This window comes from Acinetobacter apis (assembly GCF_900197575.1).
GTDB classification, from domain to species: domain Bacteria; phylum Pseudomonadota; class Gammaproteobacteria; order Pseudomonadales; family Moraxellaceae; genus Acinetobacter; species Acinetobacter apis.
In genome coordinates this window covers 194,264-217,590 of sequence record NZ_FZLN01000001.1, presented here as the reverse complement: position 1 = coordinate 217,590, position 23,327 = coordinate 194,264, and the positions used below count along the sequence as shown (strand labels likewise).

The 23,327-nt window shown below is 38.5% G+C and carries 24 protein-coding genes; 7 read left to right on the top strand and 17 right to left on the bottom strand.

Going from position 1 to position 23,327, the window contains the following annotated elements; genetic code table 11:
* Nucleotides 1-94 precede the first annotated feature (94 nt).
* The 4 genes from CFY84_RS00975 to sdhC are packed head-to-tail and all read right to left on the bottom strand — an operon-like array spanning nt 95 to nt 3,499.
* Nucleotides 95-805 carry a succinate dehydrogenase iron-sulfur subunit gene (locus CFY84_RS00975; protein ID WP_088822284.1) on the bottom strand — a complete coding sequence of 237 codons (711 nt, stop codon included), beginning with the start codon at nt 803-805 and terminating at the stop codon, nt 95-97.
* A gap of 13 nt (nt 806-818) precedes the next feature.
* Entirely contained in the window at nt 819-2,720 is a 1,902-nt protein-coding gene (locus tag CFY84_RS00970) for an FAD-dependent oxidoreductase (protein WP_088822283.1), read from the bottom strand.
* A 12-nt stretch (nt 2,721-2,732) separates the two neighbouring features.
* Nucleotides 2,733-3,098, bottom strand: coding sequence for a succinate dehydrogenase, hydrophobic membrane anchor protein (gene sdhD / locus CFY84_RS00965; protein ID WP_088822282.1), 366 nt, complete (start codon nt 3,096-3,098; stop codon nt 2,733-2,735).
* A complete protein-coding gene (sdhC, locus tag CFY84_RS00960; protein ID WP_171289012.1) occupies nt 3,098-3,499 on the bottom strand; it encodes a succinate dehydrogenase, cytochrome b556 subunit in 402 nt (133 codons plus the stop codon). The genes sdhD and sdhC overlap by 1 nt, the downstream gene beginning before the upstream one ends.
* Nucleotides 3,500-4,324: 825 nt before the next feature.
* Between sdhC and gltA the strand changes: the two genes are divergently transcribed.
* Nucleotides 4,325-5,599, top strand: coding sequence for a citrate synthase (gltA, locus tag CFY84_RS00955; protein ID WP_088822281.1), 1,275 nt, complete (start codon nt 4,325-4,327; stop codon nt 5,597-5,599).
* A gap of 54 nt (nt 5,600-5,653) precedes the next feature.
* On the opposite strand, the gene ftn is transcribed toward gltA, so the two are convergent.
* The 4 genes from ftn to CFY84_RS00935 form a co-directional block, all read right to left on the bottom strand.
* Nucleotides 5,654-6,118, bottom strand: a complete 465-nt coding sequence (ftn, locus tag CFY84_RS00950) for a heteropolymeric bacterioferritin subunit Ftn (protein ID WP_088822280.1) — start codon at nt 6,116-6,118, stop codon at nt 5,654-5,656.
* Between the two features lie 247 nt (nt 6,119-6,365).
* Nucleotides 6,366-8,414, bottom strand: coding sequence for an NAD-dependent DNA ligase LigA (gene ligA / locus CFY84_RS00945; protein ID WP_088822279.1), 2,049 nt, complete (start codon nt 8,412-8,414; stop codon nt 6,366-6,368).
* A gap of 56 nt (nt 8,415-8,470) precedes the next feature.
* Nucleotides 8,471-9,439 (bottom strand): cell division protein ZipA C-terminal FtsZ-binding domain-containing protein, encoded by a 969-nt coding sequence (locus CFY84_RS00940; protein ID WP_088822278.1) that lies wholly within the window; start codon nt 9,437-9,439, stop codon nt 8,471-8,473.
* 1 nt (nt 9,440) lies between these two features.
* The gene (locus CFY84_RS00935; protein WP_143218747.1) at nt 9,441-9,794 is read right to left on the bottom strand and encodes a hypothetical protein; all 354 of its coding nucleotides are present in this window, start codon (nt 9,792-9,794) and stop codon (nt 9,441-9,443) included.
* A gap of 435 nt (nt 9,795-10,229) precedes the next feature.
* Between CFY84_RS00935 and CFY84_RS00930 the strand changes: the two genes are divergently transcribed.
* Nucleotides 10,230-10,862, top strand: a complete 633-nt coding sequence (locus CFY84_RS00930; RefSeq protein ID WP_228149567.1) for an alpha/beta fold hydrolase — start codon at nt 10,230-10,232, stop codon at nt 10,860-10,862.
* Here the strand turns inward: CFY84_RS00930 and CFY84_RS00925 are convergent.
* Both CFY84_RS00925 and CFY84_RS00920 read right to left on the bottom strand, forming a co-directional pair.
* Nucleotides 10,840-11,640 carry a sulfite exporter TauE/SafE family protein gene (locus CFY84_RS00925; RefSeq protein ID WP_088823348.1) on the bottom strand — a complete coding sequence of 267 codons (801 nt, stop codon included), beginning with the start codon at nt 11,638-11,640 and terminating at the stop codon, nt 10,840-10,842. The genes CFY84_RS00930 and CFY84_RS00925 overlap by 23 nt on opposite strands.
* Nucleotides 11,641-11,762: 122 nt before the next feature.
* Nucleotides 11,763-12,194, bottom strand: a complete 432-nt coding sequence (locus tag CFY84_RS00920) for a GNAT family N-acetyltransferase (RefSeq protein WP_088822276.1) — start codon at nt 12,192-12,194, stop codon at nt 11,763-11,765.
* A 180-nt stretch (nt 12,195-12,374) separates the two neighbouring features.
* On the opposite strand from CFY84_RS00920, the gene CFY84_RS00915 reads away from it, so the two are divergent.
* Nucleotides 12,375-13,133, top strand: coding sequence for a biotin--[acetyl-CoA-carboxylase] ligase (locus CFY84_RS00915; protein WP_088822275.1), 759 nt, complete (start codon nt 12,375-12,377; stop codon nt 13,131-13,133).
* 8 nt (nt 13,134-13,141) lie between these two features.
* Nucleotides 13,142-13,876 (top strand): type III pantothenate kinase, encoded by a 735-nt coding sequence (locus CFY84_RS00910; protein ID WP_088822274.1) that lies wholly within the window; start codon nt 13,142-13,144, stop codon nt 13,874-13,876.
* On the opposite strand, the gene CFY84_RS00905 is transcribed toward CFY84_RS00910, so the two are convergent.
* Both CFY84_RS00905 and ffh read right to left on the bottom strand, forming a co-directional pair.
* Complete coding sequence (locus CFY84_RS00905) at nt 13,873-14,964, bottom strand: GGDEF domain-containing protein (RefSeq protein WP_171289010.1); 1,092 nt, start codon at nt 14,962-14,964, stop codon at nt 13,873-13,875. The genes CFY84_RS00910 and CFY84_RS00905 overlap by 4 nt on opposite strands.
* 176 nt (nt 14,965-15,140) lie before the next feature.
* Nucleotides 15,141-16,547 (bottom strand): signal recognition particle protein, encoded by a 1,407-nt coding sequence (gene ffh / locus CFY84_RS00900; protein WP_088822272.1) that lies wholly within the window; start codon nt 16,545-16,547, stop codon nt 15,141-15,143.
* Between the two features lie 144 nt (nt 16,548-16,691).
* Here ffh and CFY84_RS00895 point away from each other — a divergent pair, with 144 nt between their 5' ends.
* A complete protein-coding gene (locus CFY84_RS00895; RefSeq protein WP_088822271.1) occupies nt 16,692-17,498 on the top strand; it encodes a cytochrome C assembly family protein in 807 nt (268 codons plus the stop codon).
* A gap of 71 nt (nt 17,499-17,569) precedes the next feature.
* On the top strand, nt 17,570-18,517 hold the full coding sequence (locus CFY84_RS00890) for a tRNA dihydrouridine synthase (protein ID WP_088823347.1): 948 nt from the start codon (nt 17,570-17,572) through the stop codon (nt 18,515-18,517).
* Here CFY84_RS00890 and CFY84_RS00885 read toward each other — a convergent pair.
* The 5 genes from CFY84_RS00885 to CFY84_RS00865 all read right to left on the bottom strand — a co-directional run bounded on the left by CFY84_RS00885 (nt 18,507) and on the right by CFY84_RS00865 (nt 21,928).
* Nucleotides 18,507-18,842, bottom strand: a complete 336-nt coding sequence (locus CFY84_RS00885; RefSeq protein WP_088822270.1) for a YegP family protein — start codon at nt 18,840-18,842, stop codon at nt 18,507-18,509. The two genes, CFY84_RS00890 and CFY84_RS00885, sit on opposite strands and share 11 nt — an antisense overlap.
* Nucleotides 18,843-19,130: 288 nt before the next feature.
* Nucleotides 19,131-19,727: a hypothetical protein gene (locus tag CFY84_RS00880; RefSeq protein ID WP_088822269.1), complete on the bottom strand. Its 597-nt coding sequence runs from the start codon at nt 19,725-19,727 to the stop codon at nt 19,131-19,133.
* A 27-nt stretch (nt 19,728-19,754) separates the two neighbouring features.
* Entirely contained in the window at nt 19,755-20,288 is a 534-nt protein-coding gene (locus CFY84_RS00875; protein ID WP_088822268.1) for a hypothetical protein, read from the bottom strand.
* Between the two features lie 468 nt (nt 20,289-20,756).
* A complete protein-coding gene (locus tag CFY84_RS00870) occupies nt 20,757-21,347 on the bottom strand; it encodes a hypothetical protein (protein WP_143218745.1) in 591 nt (196 codons plus the stop codon).
* A gap of 14 nt (nt 21,348-21,361) precedes the next feature.
* Nucleotides 21,362-21,928, bottom strand: coding sequence for a hypothetical protein (locus tag CFY84_RS00865; RefSeq protein WP_088822266.1), 567 nt, complete (start codon nt 21,926-21,928; stop codon nt 21,362-21,364).
* 627 nt (nt 21,929-22,555) lie between these two features.
* On the opposite strand from CFY84_RS00865, the gene ygfZ reads away from it, so the two are divergent.
* Nucleotides 22,556-23,281, top strand: coding sequence for a CAF17-like 4Fe-4S cluster assembly/insertion protein YgfZ (ygfZ, locus tag CFY84_RS00860; RefSeq protein WP_088822265.1), 726 nt, complete (start codon nt 22,556-22,558; stop codon nt 23,279-23,281).
* Nucleotides 23,282-23,327: the final 46 nt, after the last annotated feature.

Sequence of the window (23,327 nt, the reverse complement as noted above, 5' to 3'; positions counted from 1 at the left end):
GGTATTGAATAACGTTTGCACCAGAAATGGGCTATAAAATACATTTCAACCACATAATTTAATAAAAAGCGCACATCAATGTGCGCTTTTATTTTTAACCTGCGTGGTCAAGAAGCATGTTTCTTATATGGCCGATGGCTTTGGTCGGATTTAAGCCTTTTGGACATACAGAAACACAGTTCATGATTCCTTTACAGCGAAACAAACTAAAAGGATCATCAAGACGTGCTAAACGCTCGGCTGTGGCTGTATCTCTTGAGTCAATAATAAAACGATATGAGTTCAAGAGTGCGGATGGGCCTAAGAATTTATCTGGGTTCCACCAAAAAGAAGGACACGCTGTTGAGCAACATGCACACAAAATACACTCATACAAACCATCTAAATGCTCACGCTCTTCAGGTGACTGCAAACGCTCTTTTGGCGGTGCAGGCTGATGGTTAATTAAGAACGGTTCGATTTTGTTGTATTGGTCATAAAACTGATTCATGTCTACAACCAAATCACGTATCACAGGTAAACCTGGCAACGGACGAATGACGATTTTTTTCGGCAAATCATTTAAATTTAATAAACATGCCAAACCGTTTTTACCATTCACATTCACGCCATCTGAACCACAGATTCCTTCACGGCATGAGCGTCTAAATGTTAATGACTCATCTTGTAGCTTTAATGCCAACAATGCATCTAGCAACATGCGGTGTTTATCTGTTAACTCCAAAGTAAACGTTTGCATGTACGGCGCTTTATCCCGATCGGGATCATAGCGATAGATTTCGAACGTACGGGTTCCTCTACTCATAATATGCTCCCAATTAGAATGTACGTGGCTTAGGTTGAATTGGATCGACAGTCAATGGTTTATAACGCACAGGTTTATATTCCAAACGATTGTCCGCAGAGTACCAAAGCGTATGCTTCATCCATTCATCATCACGGCGACCATAAGAATAGGTCGGGTGATCGGCAGGTAATTCATAATCAACAACAGTATGTGCACCACGACATTCTTTTCGTGCAGCTGCAGAGATTAATGTTGCTTTTGCCGCTTCATATAAATTTTCAACTTCAAGCGCTTCAATACGTGCTGTATTAAAGACTTTTGATTTGTCTTTTAAATGAATATTTTTAACTCGTGGTGCAATGGCAAGAATTTGTTTAACACCTTCATCAAGCAACGCTTGCGTTCTAAATACACCCGCATGCTTTTGCACGATATCACGAATGGCATCTGCCACATCTTGTGCATTTTCACCTGTGGTTGAATCATCTAAAATTTGAATACGCTGTAGTGTTTCAGCCAAAGCATCTGTTGGTAAGGGTACATATTCATCACCATGGTGCTTCGTGACATAGTCAATAATATGCTCACCTGCAGCTTTACCAAACACCACCAAGTCAAGTAATGAATTGGTCCCTAAACGGTTTGCTCCATGGACAGACACACATGAACACTCACCAATCGCATAAAAGCCTTTAACAGGTTGTGTAAAGTTACGTGTGCTGTTCGATGAATATTCATCTTTTTCAACTTCATAACCTGCCGCAAATTCTGAATCTTGTTCAGACTGTGGCACAGGAACAACCACTTGGCCATGAATATTGGTTGGTATTCCGCCCATTTGATAATGAATGGTCGGCACCACAGGAATGGCTTGTTTAGTAATATCGACATTGGCAAACTTTTTGCCAATTTCAAATACCGATGGCAAACGCTTCATGATGGTATCTGCACCTAAATGGGTCATATCTAATAAGATATAATCACCATTTGGACCACAACCACGGCCTTCTTTAATTTCTTGGTCCATTGAACGTGATACAAAGTCACGCGGTGCCAAATCTTTTAATGTTGGTGCATAGCGTTCCATAAATGGTTCGCCATCTTTATTTCTTAAAATTGCACCCTCACCACGACAGCCTTCAGTTAACAGTACACCTGCCCCTGCTACGCCAGTTGGGTGAAATTGCCAAAACTCCATGTCTTGCAATGGAATACCTGCACGTGCTGCCATGCCTAAACCATCGCCTGTGTTAATATAGGCATTGGTTGATGCACGATAAACACGCCCTGCACCACCTGTTGCAAACAATGTTGTTTTCGCTTGAAATGCTGCAATATCGCCTGTTTCTTGGTCGTAAGCTGTCACACCAAGTACATCACCTGCGTCATTACGAATTAAATCTAAAGCAATCCATTCAACAAAAAATTGCGTACCCATTTTGACATTGCTTTGATACAGGGTATGTAATAATGCATGTCCTGTACGATCGGCTGCTGCACATGCACGCGGCACTGCTTTTTCACCATAATTGGCTGAATGACCACCAAATGGACGCTGATAAATTGTACCGTCACTGTTACGGTCAAATGGCATGCCTAAATGTTCAAGCTCATAGACCACTTTTGGTGCTTCGCGGCACATAAATTCAATAGCATCTTGGTCACCTAACCAATCCGACCCTTTTACAGTATCGTAAAAATGATAATGCCAATTGTCTTCTTGCATGTTACCTAATGACGCACCAATACCGCCTTGCGCAGCAACTGTATGTGACCGCGTTGGGAATACTTTGGTAAGTACAGCCACTTTTAAACCAGCTTGTGCCAACTGATATGCTGCACGCATACCTGAGCCACCACCACCAACAATGACAGTATCAAAGGTTAAATTGCGGATATTTGAATAATTTTCTTTCGGGTGTGTATCGCCCATGACATCATCCTATCAGTTAGCCCAAAAAATCTGGATACCCCAGATTACAAACACAAAAACAGCGACAATCACTGCTGTTGTCAGTACCAAGCGTAAACCTGATGCTGAAGGGCCCATCTGGCGTGTTGTAATATAGTCAGTAAAGACTTGCCACATACCAATCCATGCATGCGCTGCAAGAGATAAAATAGCAAGGAGTGAGAAGATCTTCATAGGTAAGGTCATCATAAAACCAAACCATGCGTCATAATCGAAATGAGGATGGAAGATAATCCATCCAAAAACAACCACCGTATATACGGCAAGAACCACGGCACTAATGCGTTGGAGATACCAATCGCGCGAGCCTGATCCAGTTAACCCTGTCGCACTTTTCATTAGAATACAATCCATATAAATGCTGCAATAATCCCTATCGCAGACACAACAAATGAAACGATCGCTGCCATTCTGCCGCTTTTTAATTCTTCATTAAAGCCAAGGTCTGCAAGTAAATGTTTAATTCCCATGACAAAATGGTAAATCAAACCTGCCGCAAAGGCCCAAATCACTAAGCGTACAAAAATGTTTCCGAAAATGTGCGTTTGCACATCAGCGAAGCCCTCTGGAGATGAAAGAGATTGATCCAACAACCAGAGTAAGACGGGAATAAGTAAAAATACAATTACACCAGACAAGCGGTGTAAAATTGATGCAATCGCCACGGGTGAGCGTAGGTTTACCGCTAACACCTGCCCCATGGACAGATTGACAGGTCTGTTGCTTTTCACAGCGGGCATCCTGTAAGTGAAAACTCTTTACATTGAGTTTTTAGATTAATTTAAAGGAAAGCTAGCATATGATTTGCTTGGGCGAGTCCTGCCCAAACTTTTTTGATATGTTGACTGATTATAGAACGTATGCTAGGAAAATTCAAATTCGCAAGCCATCGAAATAACTTATCGTAACCATCGTTTTTATAGTAACAAATCAATCAAAGTTTTAAGTTAAATTGGTCATTCAGGGTCATACCGAAGCAGAAATAATATTATTTTATATAATAAATACAAACATATAGGTGCAATAAAAAATTTGCTTCAAACCTAAAGACGGTCAAAATTAAAACAATTTCTAAATGATCCATGATCGAACAAGCACTGCCCCGTCTAAACACAAGATTGCCGCTTACCACTTAAATTTCATGTTGGGTTTGTGTCATAAAATGCAACACATGCGGTTCCAGAGATCTGATCTTGAATAAAATGTTTTACTAAATATTTCTAAATGCAAAACCTTATAATCTCTATGTTTGAATCCCTATGCTGCACAAAAATACAGCAAAAAATAAATTTCAAAGGTCCAATTTAGGTCAAGTTTTGAAAGAAAACACTGTATTTTTAGACCACTCTTGCTGTACATTTACAAGCATAGGGAAATAACCATTTTTAATTGACATACCGCGTCTAGAGCCCGTCAACTGAATCAAAGACATCTCATATCAATATAGACAGTTTATAATTAAAAACAGTCATTTATTTTTCTATGTGCAACTTTACCCAGCCAATTTGCTAGATAAAGCAGCAAGAACATATCAGATCACATTCACCAGGACAGGAGATCTTTGAATGTCTGAATCAACTGGCAAAACAGCCATATTAAAACTAAATGGGCAAGACATTGAATTACCTATTTACAGTGGGACATTAGGTCCAGATGTTATCGATGTAAAGGATATACTCGCATCTGGACACTTTACTTTTGACCCTGGTTTTATGGCAACAGCTTCATGCGAGTCAAAAATTACCTACATTGATGGTAATGCAGGCATCTTATTGCATCGCGGCTATCCAATCGATCAATTGGCAACAAAAACTGATTACTTAGAAACTTGCTACTTACTGTTAAATGGCGAACTGCCAACAGCAGAACAAAAGAAAGATTTTGATCATAAGGTCCGCAGCCACACGATGGTCCATGATCAAGTTAGCCGTTTTTTCAATGGCTTTCGACGTGATGCACATCCCATGGCTATTATGGTCGGTGTGGTTGGGGCACTCTCTGCGTTTTATCACAATAATTTAGATTTAGATGATGTAAACCACCGTGAAATCACAGCGATTCGATTAATTGCAAAAGTCCCTACGCTTGCGGCTTGGAGCTATAAATATACCGTGGGTCAACCATTTATTTATCCACGCAATGATTTAGATTATGCAGAGAATTTCTTGCATATGATGTTTGCAACTCCTGCCGATCGTGACTATCAAGTTAATCCGATTTTAGCCAAAGCCATGGATCGTATTTTTACGTTACATGCAGACCATGAACAAAACGCATCAACATCTACAGTGCGTTTAGCAGGTTCAACAGGTGCAAACCCATATGCCTGTATTTCCGCAGGCATTGCAGCACTTTGGGGGCCAGCACATGGTGGCGCCAATGAAGCTGTGTTGAAAATGCTTGATGAAATTGGTTCGATTGAAAATGTCGCTCCATTCATGGAAAAAGTAAAAACCAAAGAAGTGAAGCTCATGGGCTTTGGTCATCGTGTCTATAAAAACTTTGACCCACGTGCAAAAGTGATGAAAGAAACATGCGATGAAGTATTACAAGCTTTAGGCATTAATGATCCTCAGCTTGAATTGGCTATGGAACTTGAAAAAATTGCTTTATCAGATGAGTACTTCATTAAGCGTAATTTATATCCAAATGTCGACTTTTACTCAGGCATTATCTTAAAAGCAATTGGTATACCTGTATCAATGTTTACTGTGATCTTTGCATTGGCCCGTACTGTGGGTTGGATTAGCCATTGGCTAGAAATGCAGTCGTCTCCACATAAAATTGGTCGTCCACGCCAATTATATACAGGCGAAAAAGCACGCGACATTAATCGCTAATTGCTCAAGACATAAAAAAGGCTGTGAAATCACAGCCTTTCTTATGTCTAACGATTACATTAATGATTGGATATAGTTTTGCAAACCAATTAAACCAATTAAACGAATTTGCTTTTCTAGCCAATATGTATGGTCTTCTTCTGTATCTTCAAGTTGCTGACGCAGCATGTCACGGCTGACATAGTCCCCTTTTGATTCGCATAAGCGAATGCCTTGGACTAACTTTTCACGAACATGGTATTCAAGTGCTAAATCTGCTTTTAAACATGAAACCACATCATGACCTACTTCAATGTCATCACGTGTCATGTTCGGTGTGCCTTCTAAAAACAACACACGGCGAATAATATCGTCTGCATGAGATGCTTCTTCTTCCATTTCATGATTGATACGCTCATAAATGGTGTTCAGACCCCAATCTTCATACATACGTGAATGAATTAAATATTGATCTCGGGCAGCCAGTTCGCCACCAATCAACATATTCAGATAATCTATGACTTCTGGATTGCCGCGCATAATATTTCCCTCATTTGAATAAGGCGTATTATGCTCACTTTTGACAAAAAAAGCAAAAATTAAAAATCATAAGTATCTGATTTTTATATAATTAAAATGAGAAGCATACGCATTTACACTCACAACAATATAATTTGTATTAAAAAATAATCTCTTATGACACCCAACCAATGAAAGCTGATAATTTTTTAAGCAGAAAAGACGTATTATTTTTTGTAACTAAAAAGAATACGTCTTATTTCACACCTTATCCATCAATCGATTGACCATGGCTTTGCATAAATGCAATAAACTCGTCCTCAGATAAAATCTGCAGTTCAAGTTTTTTTGCCTTTTCAAGTTTAGAGCCTGCTTTTTCACCAGCCACCAAACATTTTGTTTTACTTGAAATGCTTCCACTGACTCGCGCACCCAATGCTTGGAGCATATGTGTGGCCTGTTCCCGTGTTAACGTCGACAGCGTCCCTGTGAGCACCCAACTTTCACCATTTAATGGTTGTTGTGAAGAGACTGTATGTTGCTCCCAAACAAAGTCTACTGCGAGCAACTTATCTAATACCTCTATATTATGTTTGGCTTGAAAAAAGTCGATAATCCATTCTGCTGTAATATGACCTACATCAGGCGTTTTCTTTAAAGCATCAATATCAGCCTGTCTTAAATGCTCTATGCTTGGAAATGTGTTTGCCAGCATGCGTGCTGTGGTTTCGCCCACACCACGAATACCTAATGCATAAATAAATCGTGCAAGGGTAATGGTTTTACTTTTTTCAATCGCATCTAATAAGTTTTGGACTGATTTCTCACCCATTTTATCCAGTTGTAATAAAGCTGACTGATGCTGGTGTAATTGATAAATATCAGAAACATCTTTGAGTAAATCTAAGTGCAATAAAGATTCAACCCAACGATCACCTAAGCCCTCAATGTCCATTGCTTTACGTGACACAAAATGGCGAATTGCTTCTACACGTTGTGCTGAACAATATAACCCACCTGAACAGCGTGCTAATGCTTCACCCTCAGGCATCACCACAGGTGACTCGCATATCGGACAATGCTCAGGTAATGTCACTTGAGTTAATGGTTCTACCCGTAAATCATGCCAAACACGTTCAACTTTTGGAATGACATCACCTGTGCGGTACACACTGACAGTATCACCTATCCGAATATCTAAACGATAAATTTCACCAATATTGTGTAATGTCACATTCGATACAGTCACGCCACCGACCAATACAGGCTCTAAACGTGCAACCGGGGTCAATGTACCTGTACGTCCGACTTGCCAATCGATCTGAATGACCTTGGTCAGTGCAGCAACAGCAGGAAACTTATACGCTGTCGCAAAGCGTGGCTCACGACTTAAAAAGCCCAATTGTTTTTGTTGCTTTAAATCATCAACTTTAATGACCATGCCATCAATTTCGACCGCTAAATCAGCCCGTTCTTGTTGAATTTCTTCATAACGTGCTTGCACTTCTTCGATGGAATGACACACATATTGTCGTTCTGCAATTTGAAAGCCTAGTGTGGTTAGCCATTGTAATGTCGCATGCATGGTGTCTAAGCCATGGTTCGGTTCACACTGCGCAACGCTATAAGCATAAAATGCAAGTGGTCGTGAAGCTGCAATTTCAGGATCAAGCTGACGTAAACTGCCTGCCGCTGCATTTCGCGGGTTAGCAAATAGTTTTTCCCCTTTGCGTTCATGCAAGGCATTTAAGCGTTCAAAACCAGATTTTGGAATTAATACTTCACCACGAACTTCAAGGAGCTGTGGAATCACGCCATCTTGTGTATGTAGTTGTTTTGGCAGGTTTCGAATAGTTTTAATGTTTTGGGTGATGTCTTCACCTGACTCACCATCGCCACGTGTCACACCACGAATCAACGTGCCTTGCTCATACCACAATGAAACAGCCAAGCCATCTAACTTAAGCTCAACATCATAATGAATAGTCTGACCGGGCAAGCGTTCTTCCACACGGCGTGCAAAAGCGTAGAGATCGTCTCGATTAAATACATTGCCCAAAGACAACATGGGTACAGCATGCACCACATTGGTAAATTTAGCCAAAGCTTTCCCCCCCACCACTTGGGTCGGTGTGTCGCTTTGCATTAAATCAGGATATTGTTGTTCTAAATCCTTTAACTGATGAAATAACTGATCATATTCATGATCAGTGATTGTTGGTTGATCCATCACATAATAGGCATGATTATGCTGCGCCAACAGTTGAATGAACTTGCGCATTTGGCTGACAATTTGAGCTGTATCTTGACCCACCATAAAATCACCATATAAAAAGGCGGGTATCATCCGCCTTTGATATTAAAATTAAACTGTTATTTTGCATCTCGATGCGATTTAAAATCAATCACTTGATGACGCCAATGTTCTTTGAGTTGTGGCGTAAGTTCGTTATTATTTTCATCAAAGACTTGCCCATCAATATCGCGTGCAATTAAGCCTGCTACACTCACCATCATATCAAAGCCTTGCTGGGCATTAGCATGTGGTAATGCTAAAAAGAAAGCTAAACCATGGACTTGTTCTGCAGATAAAGATTCTAAATCAAAACCAACAGGACCTTCATCGGTCATTCTTAATACAGAAAACATCAATGGACTTGGCTCATCTGTATTTTCATAACGGTGAAAACAAGAAAGCTCACCAAAGCGTAAACCATATTTTAATAAGATTTTTAATGCTTTATCGCCTGACAGTACACGTCTAGTATTTGGATAGACATTTAAGCCAATAATATGCTCAGCATTTGCCAATGAACATTCATCATCCACACGTTGTTGCTCATGTAAATGAATATCTAAAATCGAACTTTCTTCTGAAAACTCTTTAATTTCTGCTTTTTCTAAATCTGGATTTAAGCGGTACACCACAGGGGTTTTTTCAGCTTGAGCTTTTACAGGTTCTTTCGCGGCTTGTTCTTTTTTCACATCTGTTGTTTGCTCAACCACATTGTGCGCTGTTTTTTCTTGCTCAGATGATGAAGCCGATTCTGATGCACTGTTTTCATCGGCTGCGGGAGTCTGTTCAGGTTGTGCATCGTGTAAGTTGTCTTGCTCTGTTGCAGGGGTGGCAGGTTGAGACTGTGTTGGCTCAGGCGCACGATCTACAATATTGAGCTGTTGTCTGACAAAACGAGGCAACACCGGTTGATTGGTCTCAGGATTGACATACAACGCCACATCCAAAGACGGTACAAATTCGTTCGGTTTTCTCAATAAAATATATAAAGCAAAAACAATTACAGCTATTGCAATCGCAATTCCTATTATTGTGTTGGTTTCCATCTTAAAACTCCGCAGCTAAGTCATATTGTTTTGATTGTTTTAATTTGACTTTCAATAATCTTCCAATGTCATTGCACAAACATTGTGCCTTAGCCATCGCAATGTGCATGTTTTGTGCTAACTTTAAATAGGCAATGTAATGAAATTGCGCTTGTTGGAAAAGCACTTTTACTAAACTATAACCTCTTTCTACATTGAGATAACCTAAAAATAGATTTAGTCGATTAAACAGCTCAGATATCATCGCTGACATCACCTTTTTATCTGTGTTGTTTATGTGCAAATTGTGAATAGAACATGAAGATGGTTTTAACGTCTCGAATTGGTCAAAACAAGAAAATGATCGCTGTGTCATTAGCCTTTGCCAATAAAAAATACATAATACGCCCCCAGCTTGCATCCATGGGCTGAAAAAAATCATCATCTGACACAGGTGAATGAATAGGTGTATTAAAGCGATCATTAAATATATAAACTCTCAATATGAACTTCAAAGAAGTCAAGCAGCGTGGGTATAATGGAAAAATAAAAACAGGCTAATTAATGATAGCAAAGGACTAAATATAGCTATATAGCATCCTATTTTAGGTATATCTAAAATGATAACCAAAACAGTCTCCTTATCGCTAGCATGATATTATATATCACATATAAATATTTAACTTTATCTTATAATTCATTGACTTTTTTTCAACTATTTACACTTTTGTTAAAATTAAACCTGTCATTGTCAAACTGACCCTAAAAGCTGAAGTGAGCATGACTTTTATCAAATGAATTGGATGAACATATGATGCTTACCACATCTTATTTTTTAGCAGGTGCTTCAGGTAAGCGTGATTTTTGGCAACCTGTTATGCAACGTTTAAAGTCTTCTAATTTAATCATGCATCAAATTGACTATCCTTCTTTTGCAGGCTGTCCAGCACATTCCAATGTGAATAGTTTTACTGATTTAAGTGATTATGTATTCAATCAAATTCAGCGCCCAAGTGTCATTATTGCACAGTCAATGGGTGGTTTATTTGCCATCCGGGCTGCACTTGAAAAACCCAATGTTCAAGCTTTGGTTTTAGTGGCTACATCAGGTGGAATTGATTTAACGCCTTTTAACATTCAAGATTGGCGAGAGGCTTACCTCAATACATACCTTGATGTACCTCATTGGTTCACAGAAACGGATATCAATTATCAAGATCAGCTCAAAAATATCCATATACCTGTTTTACTTATTTGGGCCAATGATGACGCCATTAGCCCACTGACCGTTGGACAGGCATTACAGCGCTACTTACCGCATGCAGAATTAAAAGTAATCACTGCAAAAGATCATCATTTTGCCTTTACACAGCCACGCATTATAGCCAAGTGGATAGAGGAATTTCTTTTAAAGCATGCTGTTATTTCAGACCTTGATAAATAAAATAACATCCAACCAATGCCATCAATACACTAAAGCATTTTTTTAATCGCGCAGGAGACAATTGGTGTGCAACCTTAGCCCCAAGCTTGGCAGTAAAAAAGCTCATACTACTGATCCCTAAAAAAGCATAAATATGCACATAACCGATGCTATTTGCTAAATGGGTGTGTTCGTGTGAGCCAAAAAACATAAAACCAATCGCTCCTGCAATGGCAATGGGTAGCCCGCAAGCTGCAGAGGTTGCAACGGCTTTTTGCATCACCACACCATGGTTATTTAAAAATGGAACTGTTAATGACCCGCCACCAATACCAAAAATTGCTGAAGCAATACCAATTACGCCACCTGCAGCAGTTTGATATACAGGTGATGGCAATACTTTTGCCTCATCAACTTGAGCTTTTTTGGCAAAAAACATGCTATATGCCACCCAAAGTGCAAAAACACCAATAATCAGCTGTAACATATAACCTGACAATTGTCCTGCAATTCCAGCACCAATGAATGACCCCAATAACAAACCCGGCGTGATATATTTCACCACATGCCACAGCACAGCTCCTCGTTGATGATGTGCTCGTGTTGAACTGATGGAAGTCACAATAATCGTGGCCAATGATGTACCTAATGCCAAATGCATAATGACTTGGCTGTCATAACCCATATGGGTAAACACCACATATAAAATTGGGACAATAATTAGCCCGCCACCTACGCCAAATAGCCCCGCTGTAAAACCAGCCATTGCACCAATGGCTAAAAAGATAATAACTTCCATAAATGACATTCCATTGAGCACATCAGTATAATTTTTGGTAATTGCTAAAGTCAGTTGATTCACTTGCCTGAGTAATTATTCAGCACGCATTGATTTTAAAGGCATCATGGTGTCACTAAATGTTACATTTGTCGATAAACTGTCGGATTGAATTTCTCCATGGCATGGTCAGGGTGTGAAAGCTCTGAAAAACCAAACTGACGATACACCCCTTGTGCATCTGATGTCATTAATAATACTCGTCTTAAATTCAAACGATCGAGTTGATCAAATAATGCTGACAATAATGGTTTAGACAATCCCTGACCGCGATAAGGCGCCAAGATAAAAACATCGGCAATATAAGCAAATGTTGCATAGTCAGTAATAGCGCGTGCAAAGCCAATTTGCTGACCATTTAAAAACAACCCTGTGCACAACGAATGTTGAATGGCTTGCCAAACTGTTTCTTTGGGAATATCCACCGACCAATAAGCTGAAGCTAAAAAACCATGAATAACATCTAAATCCAAATCGTGAATATCATGTGTAACGTGTAAGGTACTTAAATCCATGTGGTGTACTCAAATCTAAAGATCACTTTAATAATATCTTCTAATCACCTGATTTCACATAAAATGATCAATACTTATTGATTGAACGCTAAAATAAAGCAATCTGTATCAGAACAATTGCAGATTGAAGTCAATCTATGCTTAACTTCGCTTATCTTTCATGATGATTGCCACTTGCCCGTGAATAATCCAACCCAACAGCTACAAGATATTTTATCGCTGCAGCACATTTGTCCTGATGTGATTGTCCTGAAAAAAACTACAGGTTCAACCAATGATGATGTGAAGGCATTGATTCAACAAGGCATTACTACTGCACTTGTGTGTAGTGAAAGCCAAACGCTTGGGCGTGGGCAGCATCAGCGTGAATGGAAATCCCCTCAAGGCAATATTTATTTTAGCTGTATTGTGAACACACAAGTACCCATTGATGGCCGTTTGGCATTAGAAGCTGCCCTAAACCTCATGCATATGCCATGTATTGAACATTTAGACTTACAAATTAAATGGCCCAATGATTTATATAGCCAACAAGGTAAATGGGGCGGCATTTTAGTTGAGCCGATCCATCTCCACCAAGCTGTGATTGGCGTAGGGATTAACGTTTTTCCACATACCGAGCTTCATGCACTCGACCAAGCTGCAACCTCGCTGACACAACTGACTCAACTTCACTTAAGCCGCGTGGAATTGATTGCTGAAATCTATCAGGCGCTACATCAAGCACAGCAATGGTTTAATCATGGCAGCCAACAATTGGCTGCACGCTTTAATCGATTGGCTTTATTCAAAGATCAATATGTCACATTTGAACATATTCAAGGCATACATGAAGGGATCTTTTTAGGTATACAAAATGATGGTGCAGTCATTATTGCACAAGAACAACAACAGCAAACGTTTTATCAAGGACGTTTACGACTCATCTCTTCAGAATAAATACCATTATGCGAAATCTTTGGCTTGATATTGGCAATACCCGTTTAAAATATTGGATTACTGATGGTACAACCACCGTCGATCATTTTGCTGAACTGCATTTGCAGTCACCATCTGACTTGCTGTTGGGCTTATTACAATACTTAAAAGCACAGCAATTAGACTGTATTGGTATTTCATCAGTTTTAGATCAACGTAATAACAAACGCATTGCATTGACATTACAAAATTTAAACTGCCCTATTCATTTTGCCAAAGTTCAAAAAACCTATGCCAATTTTCAATGTGGTTATGATGATATTACCCAATTGGGGATTGACCGTTGGTTACAAATGTTAGCAACTGCACAGCCTGAGCAGGCCTTTTGTGTTGTAGGTTGTGGTACTGCATTGACCATTGATTTAATTGATAATATGCAGCATTTAGGTGGGTATATTATTCCAAATTTATACTTGCAACGTGACTCCCTGATTCAAAATACCAAAGGCATTAAAATACCTAATTCTGCATTTGAAAAGCTCAGCCCAGGTCATAACACGATTGACTGTGTACACCATGGTATTTTATTGGGATTAGTCAGTAGTATTGAAAAAATTATGCAACAAAGGCCGCATCAACAGCTTATTTTAACAGGAGGGGACGCGCCAATTTTTGCAGAACACTTGCAGTTATATCAGCCCAAGGTTGTGCAAGACTTATTGCTAGAAGGGTTAAAATGTTATTTAAAATATCAAACCGATTAAAACAGTTCACTAAAAATATTTGAAACGACGCGGTTACGACCATTTTTTTTGGCCAAGGCCAATTTGCGATCTATTTCTTTATAAATATATTGGAAGCTTTGCGTCGCAGCATACTCTCCGATGCCCATACTTACAGTAATATGTAAATCTTGAGCCACATCAGAAAAATTATGTTGTTCTACTCGTGCACGTAAATGTTCTGATTGAACTTGTAATTCTTCAAGATCTAAATCAGGCAGCACAATCATGAATTCTTCCCCGCCAATACGAATCACTTTATGCTCAACCCCTGAAAAATTCATATGGATTAAATCCACAGTTTTTCGAATCACGGCATCACCCACAGGGTGACCATAACGGCTATTTACAGATTTAAATAAATCTATATCAAGCATAATCAAGCTAAAGCTTTTTAATTTAGGTAATTCAAATTCAATGAAATGTTGTAAACCAAGCCGATTATATGCCTCGGTTAAAGTATCAAATAAATTTCTTTGACTAATGTCTTTAATTAAGCGTTTGACTGCAAGCAATAAAGTCAAAATACTAAATACAAGCAGTAAGATATAAAAGGTATGTTGTAGTTCAACAAAATGAACATAAAAAGGATTTTTATTTTCTAAAAATAAAATACGTAAAATTTCAGGTGAATATGAGATATAAGCCAGTCGAACCAAAAGAGAAATAACCCAAAGCGACAACACAAAATACCAAATTTTTTCTAATGTTCCCCCGCAAACTAAATGCCTAACCTTCCATAATGCAACTGAAACAAACAATATTAGACCTGCATAAACACTGAGTACACGCATAAAGTCAAACAGCTCAATATTGGGTGCAAAGGTACTTAAATAGCGAATAGACAATAAAATCACAATAAATGTGACACACATCCATGGGTTTAATTTTTTGTTTTCGAGTTTAACAATCCCCTGAGCAATAAAATAACTAAATACTAAAAAACACAATCCGCTTAATGTCACATTCAAAGGCACATTTTTTGGAATCTGTGATATTTGAACAGCAATCCCCAAACTCACTGCAAAAAAAGAAATGCTTAAATAAATTAAATATTTTGCTTTGCCCACTAAAAAGTAAGTCAAAAAAAGTAGCAAACCCATTAAAAAAATAGTTAAAGGATACGCTAACATGATTGATGGTAATAGATCCCTCACATACACCCTCATTTTAGCCAAATGTTAAAGTTCGTATATTTATTTGTATTATAACTGTATAAAAACAAAAAGGCGCAGTGCGCCTTTTTTTATTTTTTAGTTTTGTTGTCGCCAAACAGTGGACCGCCGCCGCCGCCGCCAAACTGTTTTTGTAAACCGCCCAAAGAGCGCATCATTTTACCAATGCCACTTGGATTGGCAAACTTCTTCATCATCTTAGCCATTTGACTGTGTTGCTTAATCAGTTTGTTTACTTCCGCAACATCCATACCACAACCTGCCGCAATACGTTTTTTACGGCTTGGGTTCATTAAGTCTGGATTACGGCGCTCTTTCACCGTCATTGACTGAATAATGGCTTGCATTTTTTTCACTTGCTTTTCAGGATTTGCTTGCTCAATAGCTTGCTGTAATCCTGCACCGCTCATGCCTGGCAATTTGTCTAAAAAGCCCATCATGCCGCCCATTTTATTCATTTGCTCAAACTGCATCAGCATGTCTTCAAAATTGAATGTGCCGCCTTTTTGCAGCTTTTTCGCCATTTTTTCGGCTTTTTCTTTATCAATTTTGCGTTCTACTTCTTCAACTAAAGAAAGAACGTCACCCATGCCAAGAATACGCTGCGCAATACGTTCAGGATGGAATGGCTCTAATGCATCAAGCTTTTCACCCATCCCTAAAAATTTAATCGGTTTACCTGTGATTGCACGGACAGACAATGCCGCACCACCGCGCGCATCACCATCAGTCTTTGTTAAGATCACACCTGTTAATGGTAACGCATCATTAAAGGCTTTGGCTGTATTTGCCGCATCCTGACCTGTCATTGCATCAACCACAAATAACGTTTCAGTCGGCTTCACAGCAGCATGTAATGCTTTAATCTCATCCATCATACTGTCGTCAATATGCAAACGACCTGCCGTATCGACAATTAAGACATCAGCAAATTTAATTTTTGCTTGCTCAATGGCACGATTCACAATATCAATAGGTCTCTCAGACGCATCTGATGGAATAAACTCCGCGCCCACTTCTTTGGATACCGTTTCTAACTGTTTAATCGCCGCTGGACGATACACGTCGGCAGACACCGTCATGACTTTTTTCTTTTGACGCTCTTTTAAATAACGCGACAATTTTGCAGCTGTGGTGGTTTTACCCGCACCTTGCAAACCGGCAAGCAAAACAACCACAGGCGGTTTAGCGGCCAAATCTAAACTTTCATTGGCCTCACCCATCATTTTTGTCAATTCGTCATGTACAATTTTGACAAATGCTTGGCCCGGAGAAAGCTGTGTCATCACCTCTTGACCTAATGCCTGCTCTTTGACTTTGGCAATAAACTCACGGGTGACCGGTAAAGCAACATCTGCTTCTAAAAGTGCCATACGCACTTCGCGCAAGGTATCTTTAATATTATCTTCAGTCAGTTGCCCTGAACCGGTAATATTTTTTAAACTCTGTGAGAGTCTTTCTGTTAAAGTATCAAACATTGCAAATTCCGCTTCATATGGTCTGTTGCAAAAAAATCTTTCTCAAAATAGAAAATTTATGCAGTAATTGCTATAGGATACTTGAGTTCACTCAGAATTTATATCGTCTAGCATGAATATTCATTATTCTAACAAAGGTTTGACATGATCAGTCTTCCATTGGTGTATACAATACTCGCTCTTGTTGCTTATACCACAGGCTTTTGGTACTCATTTATGCATTTGGTTGCGAAACGCAAACCGAACAAATGGTTTATGGTTGTCATTTTAGCGATTGGTTTACTGCTTCATGGTACTGTATTACGTCATGATATGATTACCGCTAATGGTGTCAATTATGATGTCTTTAATTTACTGTCATTTACATCAGGTCTCATGTTGGTACTTGGTATGCTCTATAGCAGCTATAGACCGGTGTCTGCACTGAATTTACTTGGCATTCCTGTTGCAGCAAGCGGCTTGATTTTTGGTTTTGCTTTCAGTCAGCCCAATCAATTTGCTAGCATTCATGCCATTGGTTTAGATATCCATATTATTTTGTCTTTATCTGCTTATGCTGTTTTATTAATGGCAACCATCCAAGCAATTATGATGTGGTTACAAAATCGTGAGCTCAAGAAAAAACAAAAGCGCTTATGGGTCAATTTATTGCCACCATTTCAAGTCATGGAGTCACTCCTGTTTGATATGCTGATGACAGGCTTTGTCATGCTTACAGCAGCCCTGCTCTTTGGCTTTTTCATGGTTGATAACTTTATTCAGCAACACCTTGCTCATAAAACAGTATTCAGTATCATTTCATGGGTGGTTTACGGGGCGTTGCTCATTGGTCATTTTCGCTTTGGATGGCGTGGTCAAAAAGCCATCCGCTTTACATTAGCTGGGTTCTTTCTTTTAGCCATCGGCTTTATTGGCAGTAAATTCATTTTAGAAATTATACTGCACAAATAATCTCATTAATTTGATGTTCAATCGCATGGTCTTTGTATCATGCATTTTTTATTGTTGTAAAAGGAACTGTTTTGAAGCTCATACTTGCCCCAATGGAAGGTTTAACTGATCCTGTCATGCGTGATGTTTTAACGCATGTGGGTCATTTTGATTGGTGTGTTACTGAGTTTATTCGGGTGACAAACAGTATTTTGCCTGATCATGTCTATCATCAATATTGTCCTGAATTAAAACATGGCGGTCAAACAGCATCGGGCACCCCTGTCCATGTCCAATTTTTAGGCAATGATGCCACAATGTTGGCAGAGAATGCGATCCGTGCTGTAGCCTTAGGTGCACCTGCAATTGATTTGAATTTTGGCTGCCCTGCAAAAACCGTGAACCGCCATAAAGGCGGTGCTATTTTACTGGATGAACCTGATGTCATTTATCACCTTGTGAAAGCAGTCCGTGATGCAGTTCCGCGACATATTCCTGTTTCAGCAAAAATGCGTTTAGGCTATTTAGATGAACACCATACTTTAGACAATGCACATGCCATTGAAGATGCGGGTGCAAGCTGGCTAACTGTGCATGCACGTACCAAAGCAGATGGCTATACTCCACCTGCGTACTGGGAAAAAATTTATCCGATACAAGATGCGGTAAATATTAATGTTATTGCCAATGGGGAAATTTGGAATAATCAACATGCTAAAGCCTGTCGTATACAATCAGGCTGTGAAGATTTAATGATTGGACGAGGTGCAGTGACTACCCCTGATTTGACGCATTGCATTTTAAACAATAGTGACCATGCATTATTGTCTTGGCAAGCATTATTAGACTTACAAATTCGATTTATTAATGGTCCAAGCAAAACAGAAATTGCAATGCTTGGACGCTATAAACAATGGCTTGGGATGATGACTAAAGCTTACCCTGAAGCCGTATTACTTTGGCAAGACATTAAACGCATGAAGTCTTTAGATGACATTATTCAGTGTTTAAACCATCATGCCCTTCAACTTAAACCGTAAAGTCTTTAATTGTTGCACTTGGCCCATTGGTTTTGACTGATTCAATTCCTTTGGCACGTGTTTGAGATGTGCTATACATCTGGCTGGTACCAATGATTTGATGGTTTACAGCCTTTAAATTAAAGTAAAACTTGCCATTTTTTGCCTCAAGCAAATCATATTTACTGTCATCTACAGCATTGGTTTGCACTGACTCAATTCCATTTTGAGCAGATGCTTTGGCAGTATAGAGCTCGCTTGTTAAAATAATTTCTCCATTTCCTGCTTTTAACACAAAGTGAAACTGTCCATCTTTTGCTTTTGAAATTTCATACCAACCAGACATAATACGCCTCATTATATTCATTTAATTTTAAATTTAATTCTAATATCGAATTTAAGCATCCTGTGCTAAATCTCACTATAAAACTGACGCCAACACCTTTTAAATACGCATTTTGTAAGTAAGATTTACAACGCAGTATTGTATTGAATGATCATCTAATATATTCAATCAGTTAAAATACAAAGAGGAGCTCTTGGCAGAACTCACTCTTTTACTTTAGATTAATTTAAATCTATCTGTTATCACAATAAATGATGTCGTCACACCAAATTTTGCATAAACAAATGATTAATGAAATACGTTATATGATGCGTAATTTCCTGCTTCAATATTGGTTTGCCATTGTCCTGCGATGCGGTTTGGATTCCATTCATACCAACTTTTGGTCACTGGCGCGGCAATCCCTGTCGAACAACCTTGACCTGTATTTTCATAGGCACCTTTATAAGTTCCTTGTGTCCAACGACGTGTTATGACTTGAATCGGTTGGACAGACCAACCTTTGTTTACCGTCACGTTCCAACCAAATGTACTGGTTAAACTTTTATTGTTGGTGCGGTTGCCATTGAGCGATAAAATACTTAAATACTCACCAATGACTGGTATTTTACTTAAATTTAAACTGCCACCAATTTGCCAACTATAGCCTGTTGTTTTTGCTTCACTCCATTGATATTGACAACTTTGTGTCCCTGTATTTGGGCAAACAAACGTCGGCCCACGCCAAATCCAATCCTCCCATGTATTTCTTGCTTGGGTCTGTGAAATGGCTTGTGAGTTTTTAGACAGTGCAACGGGTGCAGTTTCTGGTTGCAAACATTCCCCAGCAAAGCTCGAAATCGACACCATTGATAGCATGCTGCATACAATTTTTTTCATTTCCATGAGTATTCTCCCTTAAATTCAATTCAGTTAAATACCAAAAATATCGCTGATGGTATTGGATACCGCTGTGCCTTGCTTGTTTGTCACAGCAGACGAATCAAGCTGCGCATTGGCTGTCCCTGTATTGGCAGGTTTGGTGGCGGATGTAATTGGTGTCACAACATAACCGCCTTTTGAATCTGTACTTTTTACAATCATGATTGCTTCTGAATCAATCCCAAACCCAATCAGATCTTCAGACACTTTTTTTGCTGTGCCTGTTCCTGCACCAGCATCAATCACAACAGCAATTCCTTTTTCAATTTGATCTTGTATTTCTTTGAGTTGACTCTCTGATACGTCTTTACTGCTGTCAACTATCAAAAGATCAAAGCCTTGGCTTTTGACCTCAGACACCCCTTTTAACTTATTAAAAACAAACCCCGATGAACCATTCATTGAATGAATCACTTTTTTGACTGGTTGCTCCGAACTGACCATGTCTTCTTGAGCCATTACAGATTGACTTCCCACACCAATCGCTAACACCATGAGTAAAGCACTGCTACTAAGTTTGAGCATAATAAACCTCTGACATAAGTTAACTAACGAGATATAGCAACCATGTACAATTCATAAAAATCCATATTTATGAAATAAAAATCACAGATATTAAATTTAAATAAACACCAAACACTAAATATAAAAAAAGTGTCTTATAGTGGTTACTACAATTCATTTATATCGATTAATTATTACACTATTTATTTGAGTATGAGCCAAATTACTTTATTTTACTTAAAGTTAAAATTTAAATACAAAAGATCCATAAACGTACTGTTTGTGTAATTAATATAAATTTAATTCAGTTAAATCAATTACTTTAATAGATTAAACATTCAATATATATTCAATTTTGCAATCATCATTTTTAAGATAGTATATTTTTCTTAGGGATATATGTTGTATCAAGATTAACCCTCTATGCCATAAATCAAAAACATAAAAAAGCGGCTCTTTTAGAGCCGCTTTTTAAATTATAAGTGATGCTTAACGATGAATGTTATAAGAAGAATAGTTGCTTTCTGCAATGTTAGATGCCCATTTTCCAGCAACTTTGTTGTCATCCCATCTGTACCAGCTCTTGGTCACTGGTGCAGCAATACCACGTGAACAACCTAAACCTGTATTCACGAACGCTCCACGGTATGAACCACTTTTCCAACGTCGTTTAATCACTTGGATCGGCTGTGCATACCAACCTGGTTGAATCGTCGCAGTCCAACCAAATGTTGTAGTCAAGCTTTTATTGTTCGTGTAATTACCACTGAGCGATAAAATACTTAAATATTCACCAATCACTGGAATCTTACTTAAATTTAAACCACCACCAATTTGCCAGCTATAGCCTGTCGTTTTTGCTTCACTCCATTGATAAGCACAACTTTGTGTACCATTCGCAGGACATCTAAATAAAGGACCACGCCAAATCCAGTCTTCCCATGTATTACGTGCTTGCGTTTGTGCAAATGCACGTGATTTTTTAGACAATGCCACAGGTGCTGTTTCAGGCTGTAAACATTCAGCTGCAAATGTAGATAAAGAAACAAAAGACAATACACAACACATTATTTTTTTCATTTTACTTTTCCTAATTACAGACCAAAAATGTCATTAACTGTATTTGAGACAGGTGCCTCTTCTTTGTTCACTACTTTTGAGCTTTGAAGCATGCTGTCAGCACTTGCTACTTTCGTCGTGTTCATATTTAAGTTAGATACAGTTTTTGGCTTCGGCTGAGCTGCTGTGATTGGTGTGACATTGTATCCACCTGCTGAACCACGATTTTTTTCAATCATGATGGCATTTGAATTTAAGCCAAAACCAACAAGATCTTCTGCAACTTTTTGCGCGGTAGTTGCGCCTTCTTTTGCATCAATCACAATAGCAATCCCTTTGTCCAAATACGCTTGTAATTGCTTAATTTGGCTACTGGTCAATTCTCGGCTGCTGTCAACAATAATCATGTCATACATCAAACTATTAATTGTTGATACAGGTTTGAGCTTTTGAAAGACAAAACCTGATGCACCATTCATTGGAAAAATGACTTTTTTTGAAGCTGCAGGTGCAACTTCTTGATGACTTGCTGCAAGAACAGATTGGCTACCCAATCCCATTGCTAATGCAAGCACTAAAAAACAACGACTCAATTTCAACATAATCTCCCCCCGGAAATAGTTTTTGAAAAAAGCAAACTGCTTCACAGTTACAATGTGTTTTATGTCACACAAATGTTAATGATTAACTTATGAAAATCATTTTTGGTGTAAAATGTGTCCTAATCTGCCGCTGTATTTATACTACATTTTTCTTACATTTATCAAAATAAATATTATTATTTTCTAATCTGTTTTCATTGGTAATTCCAATAAGTTTTTATTTAAATCAAAATCAATCACTTATATTTATGAATTAAATGAGCTCAATTGATGTTTTTTTTGTAACTGAAGGCACAACTCAAGCAAAAATTGTCATCTAGAGCATCAAAATGTGAGTTTTAAATTTTAATAAAGGAAAAATAATCATCTATCGATTAATTTTTAAACAAAATTATGAGCTGTATTTCTAAATCGAAGCGCAAAATAAAATGCTACAGAAAATCGAAAGGACTAGTGATGACCATAAGGTCATTTAAAGCCGTATGATGAGATGTGAATTGATATGATTTTTAGACAACATCGTGCGATAAACTCAATTTAATTGCACATCCATGACAATCATCAGCTGATTTTTTCAAAAAAATCGGACACAATAAGTTCATATATAAGCATGGTGTTGAGGACAAAATGGATCCATTAAGCTTTACGCATTTTAAACTGACTGGAGCAGATGCCTCTAAATTTCTACAAGGTCAAATTACAATTCATATTGATCGATTAAAGGAAAATATAAATCAGTACACTGTAATTTGTGATTTAAAAGGTCGTATTGCATTCGGTTTATGGATTAAAAAAACCAATCCTGAATATTTTGATATTGTCGTAATTGCAGACCAAAGCGATGCTTTCAAACAACATGTACGCAAATACGGCGCTTTTGCAAAAATTGAGCTGACCGAACAAGGGTTTGTATTTCCACATATTCAAAACAACAGTACAGCGTTTTTAACTGAAGCAAGCGATCTCACCCAATGGCAACAATTTGCGATTGAACATGGTGAAGCTTGGATCAGCCAAGATACAGCGCATATGTTTCAACCACAGGAATTACGTTTACACCAACGTCATGGCATTGAATATGATAAAGGCTGCTATTTAGGCCAAGAAGTCATCGCACGTCTTTGGTTTAAAGCCCAACCCAAACAATGGTTACATCTAATTCAAGGCACAGGGATTGCTCCTGCACCACTGAGCAAGCTCCACCCACACACGCAAGTGGTCAACAGCATCACCCTTGGTGATCATTATAAAGCATTGGTGATTGCACGACCAACACTGTCAGAAGAACATGATGTCGAAATCCTTGATTTACCTGACCATATGCGTGGTGATGTGGCACGACCTACTACATAACCTGTTGTGATTGTCATGCCATTGAAGCGGACTCGATGGCATTTGA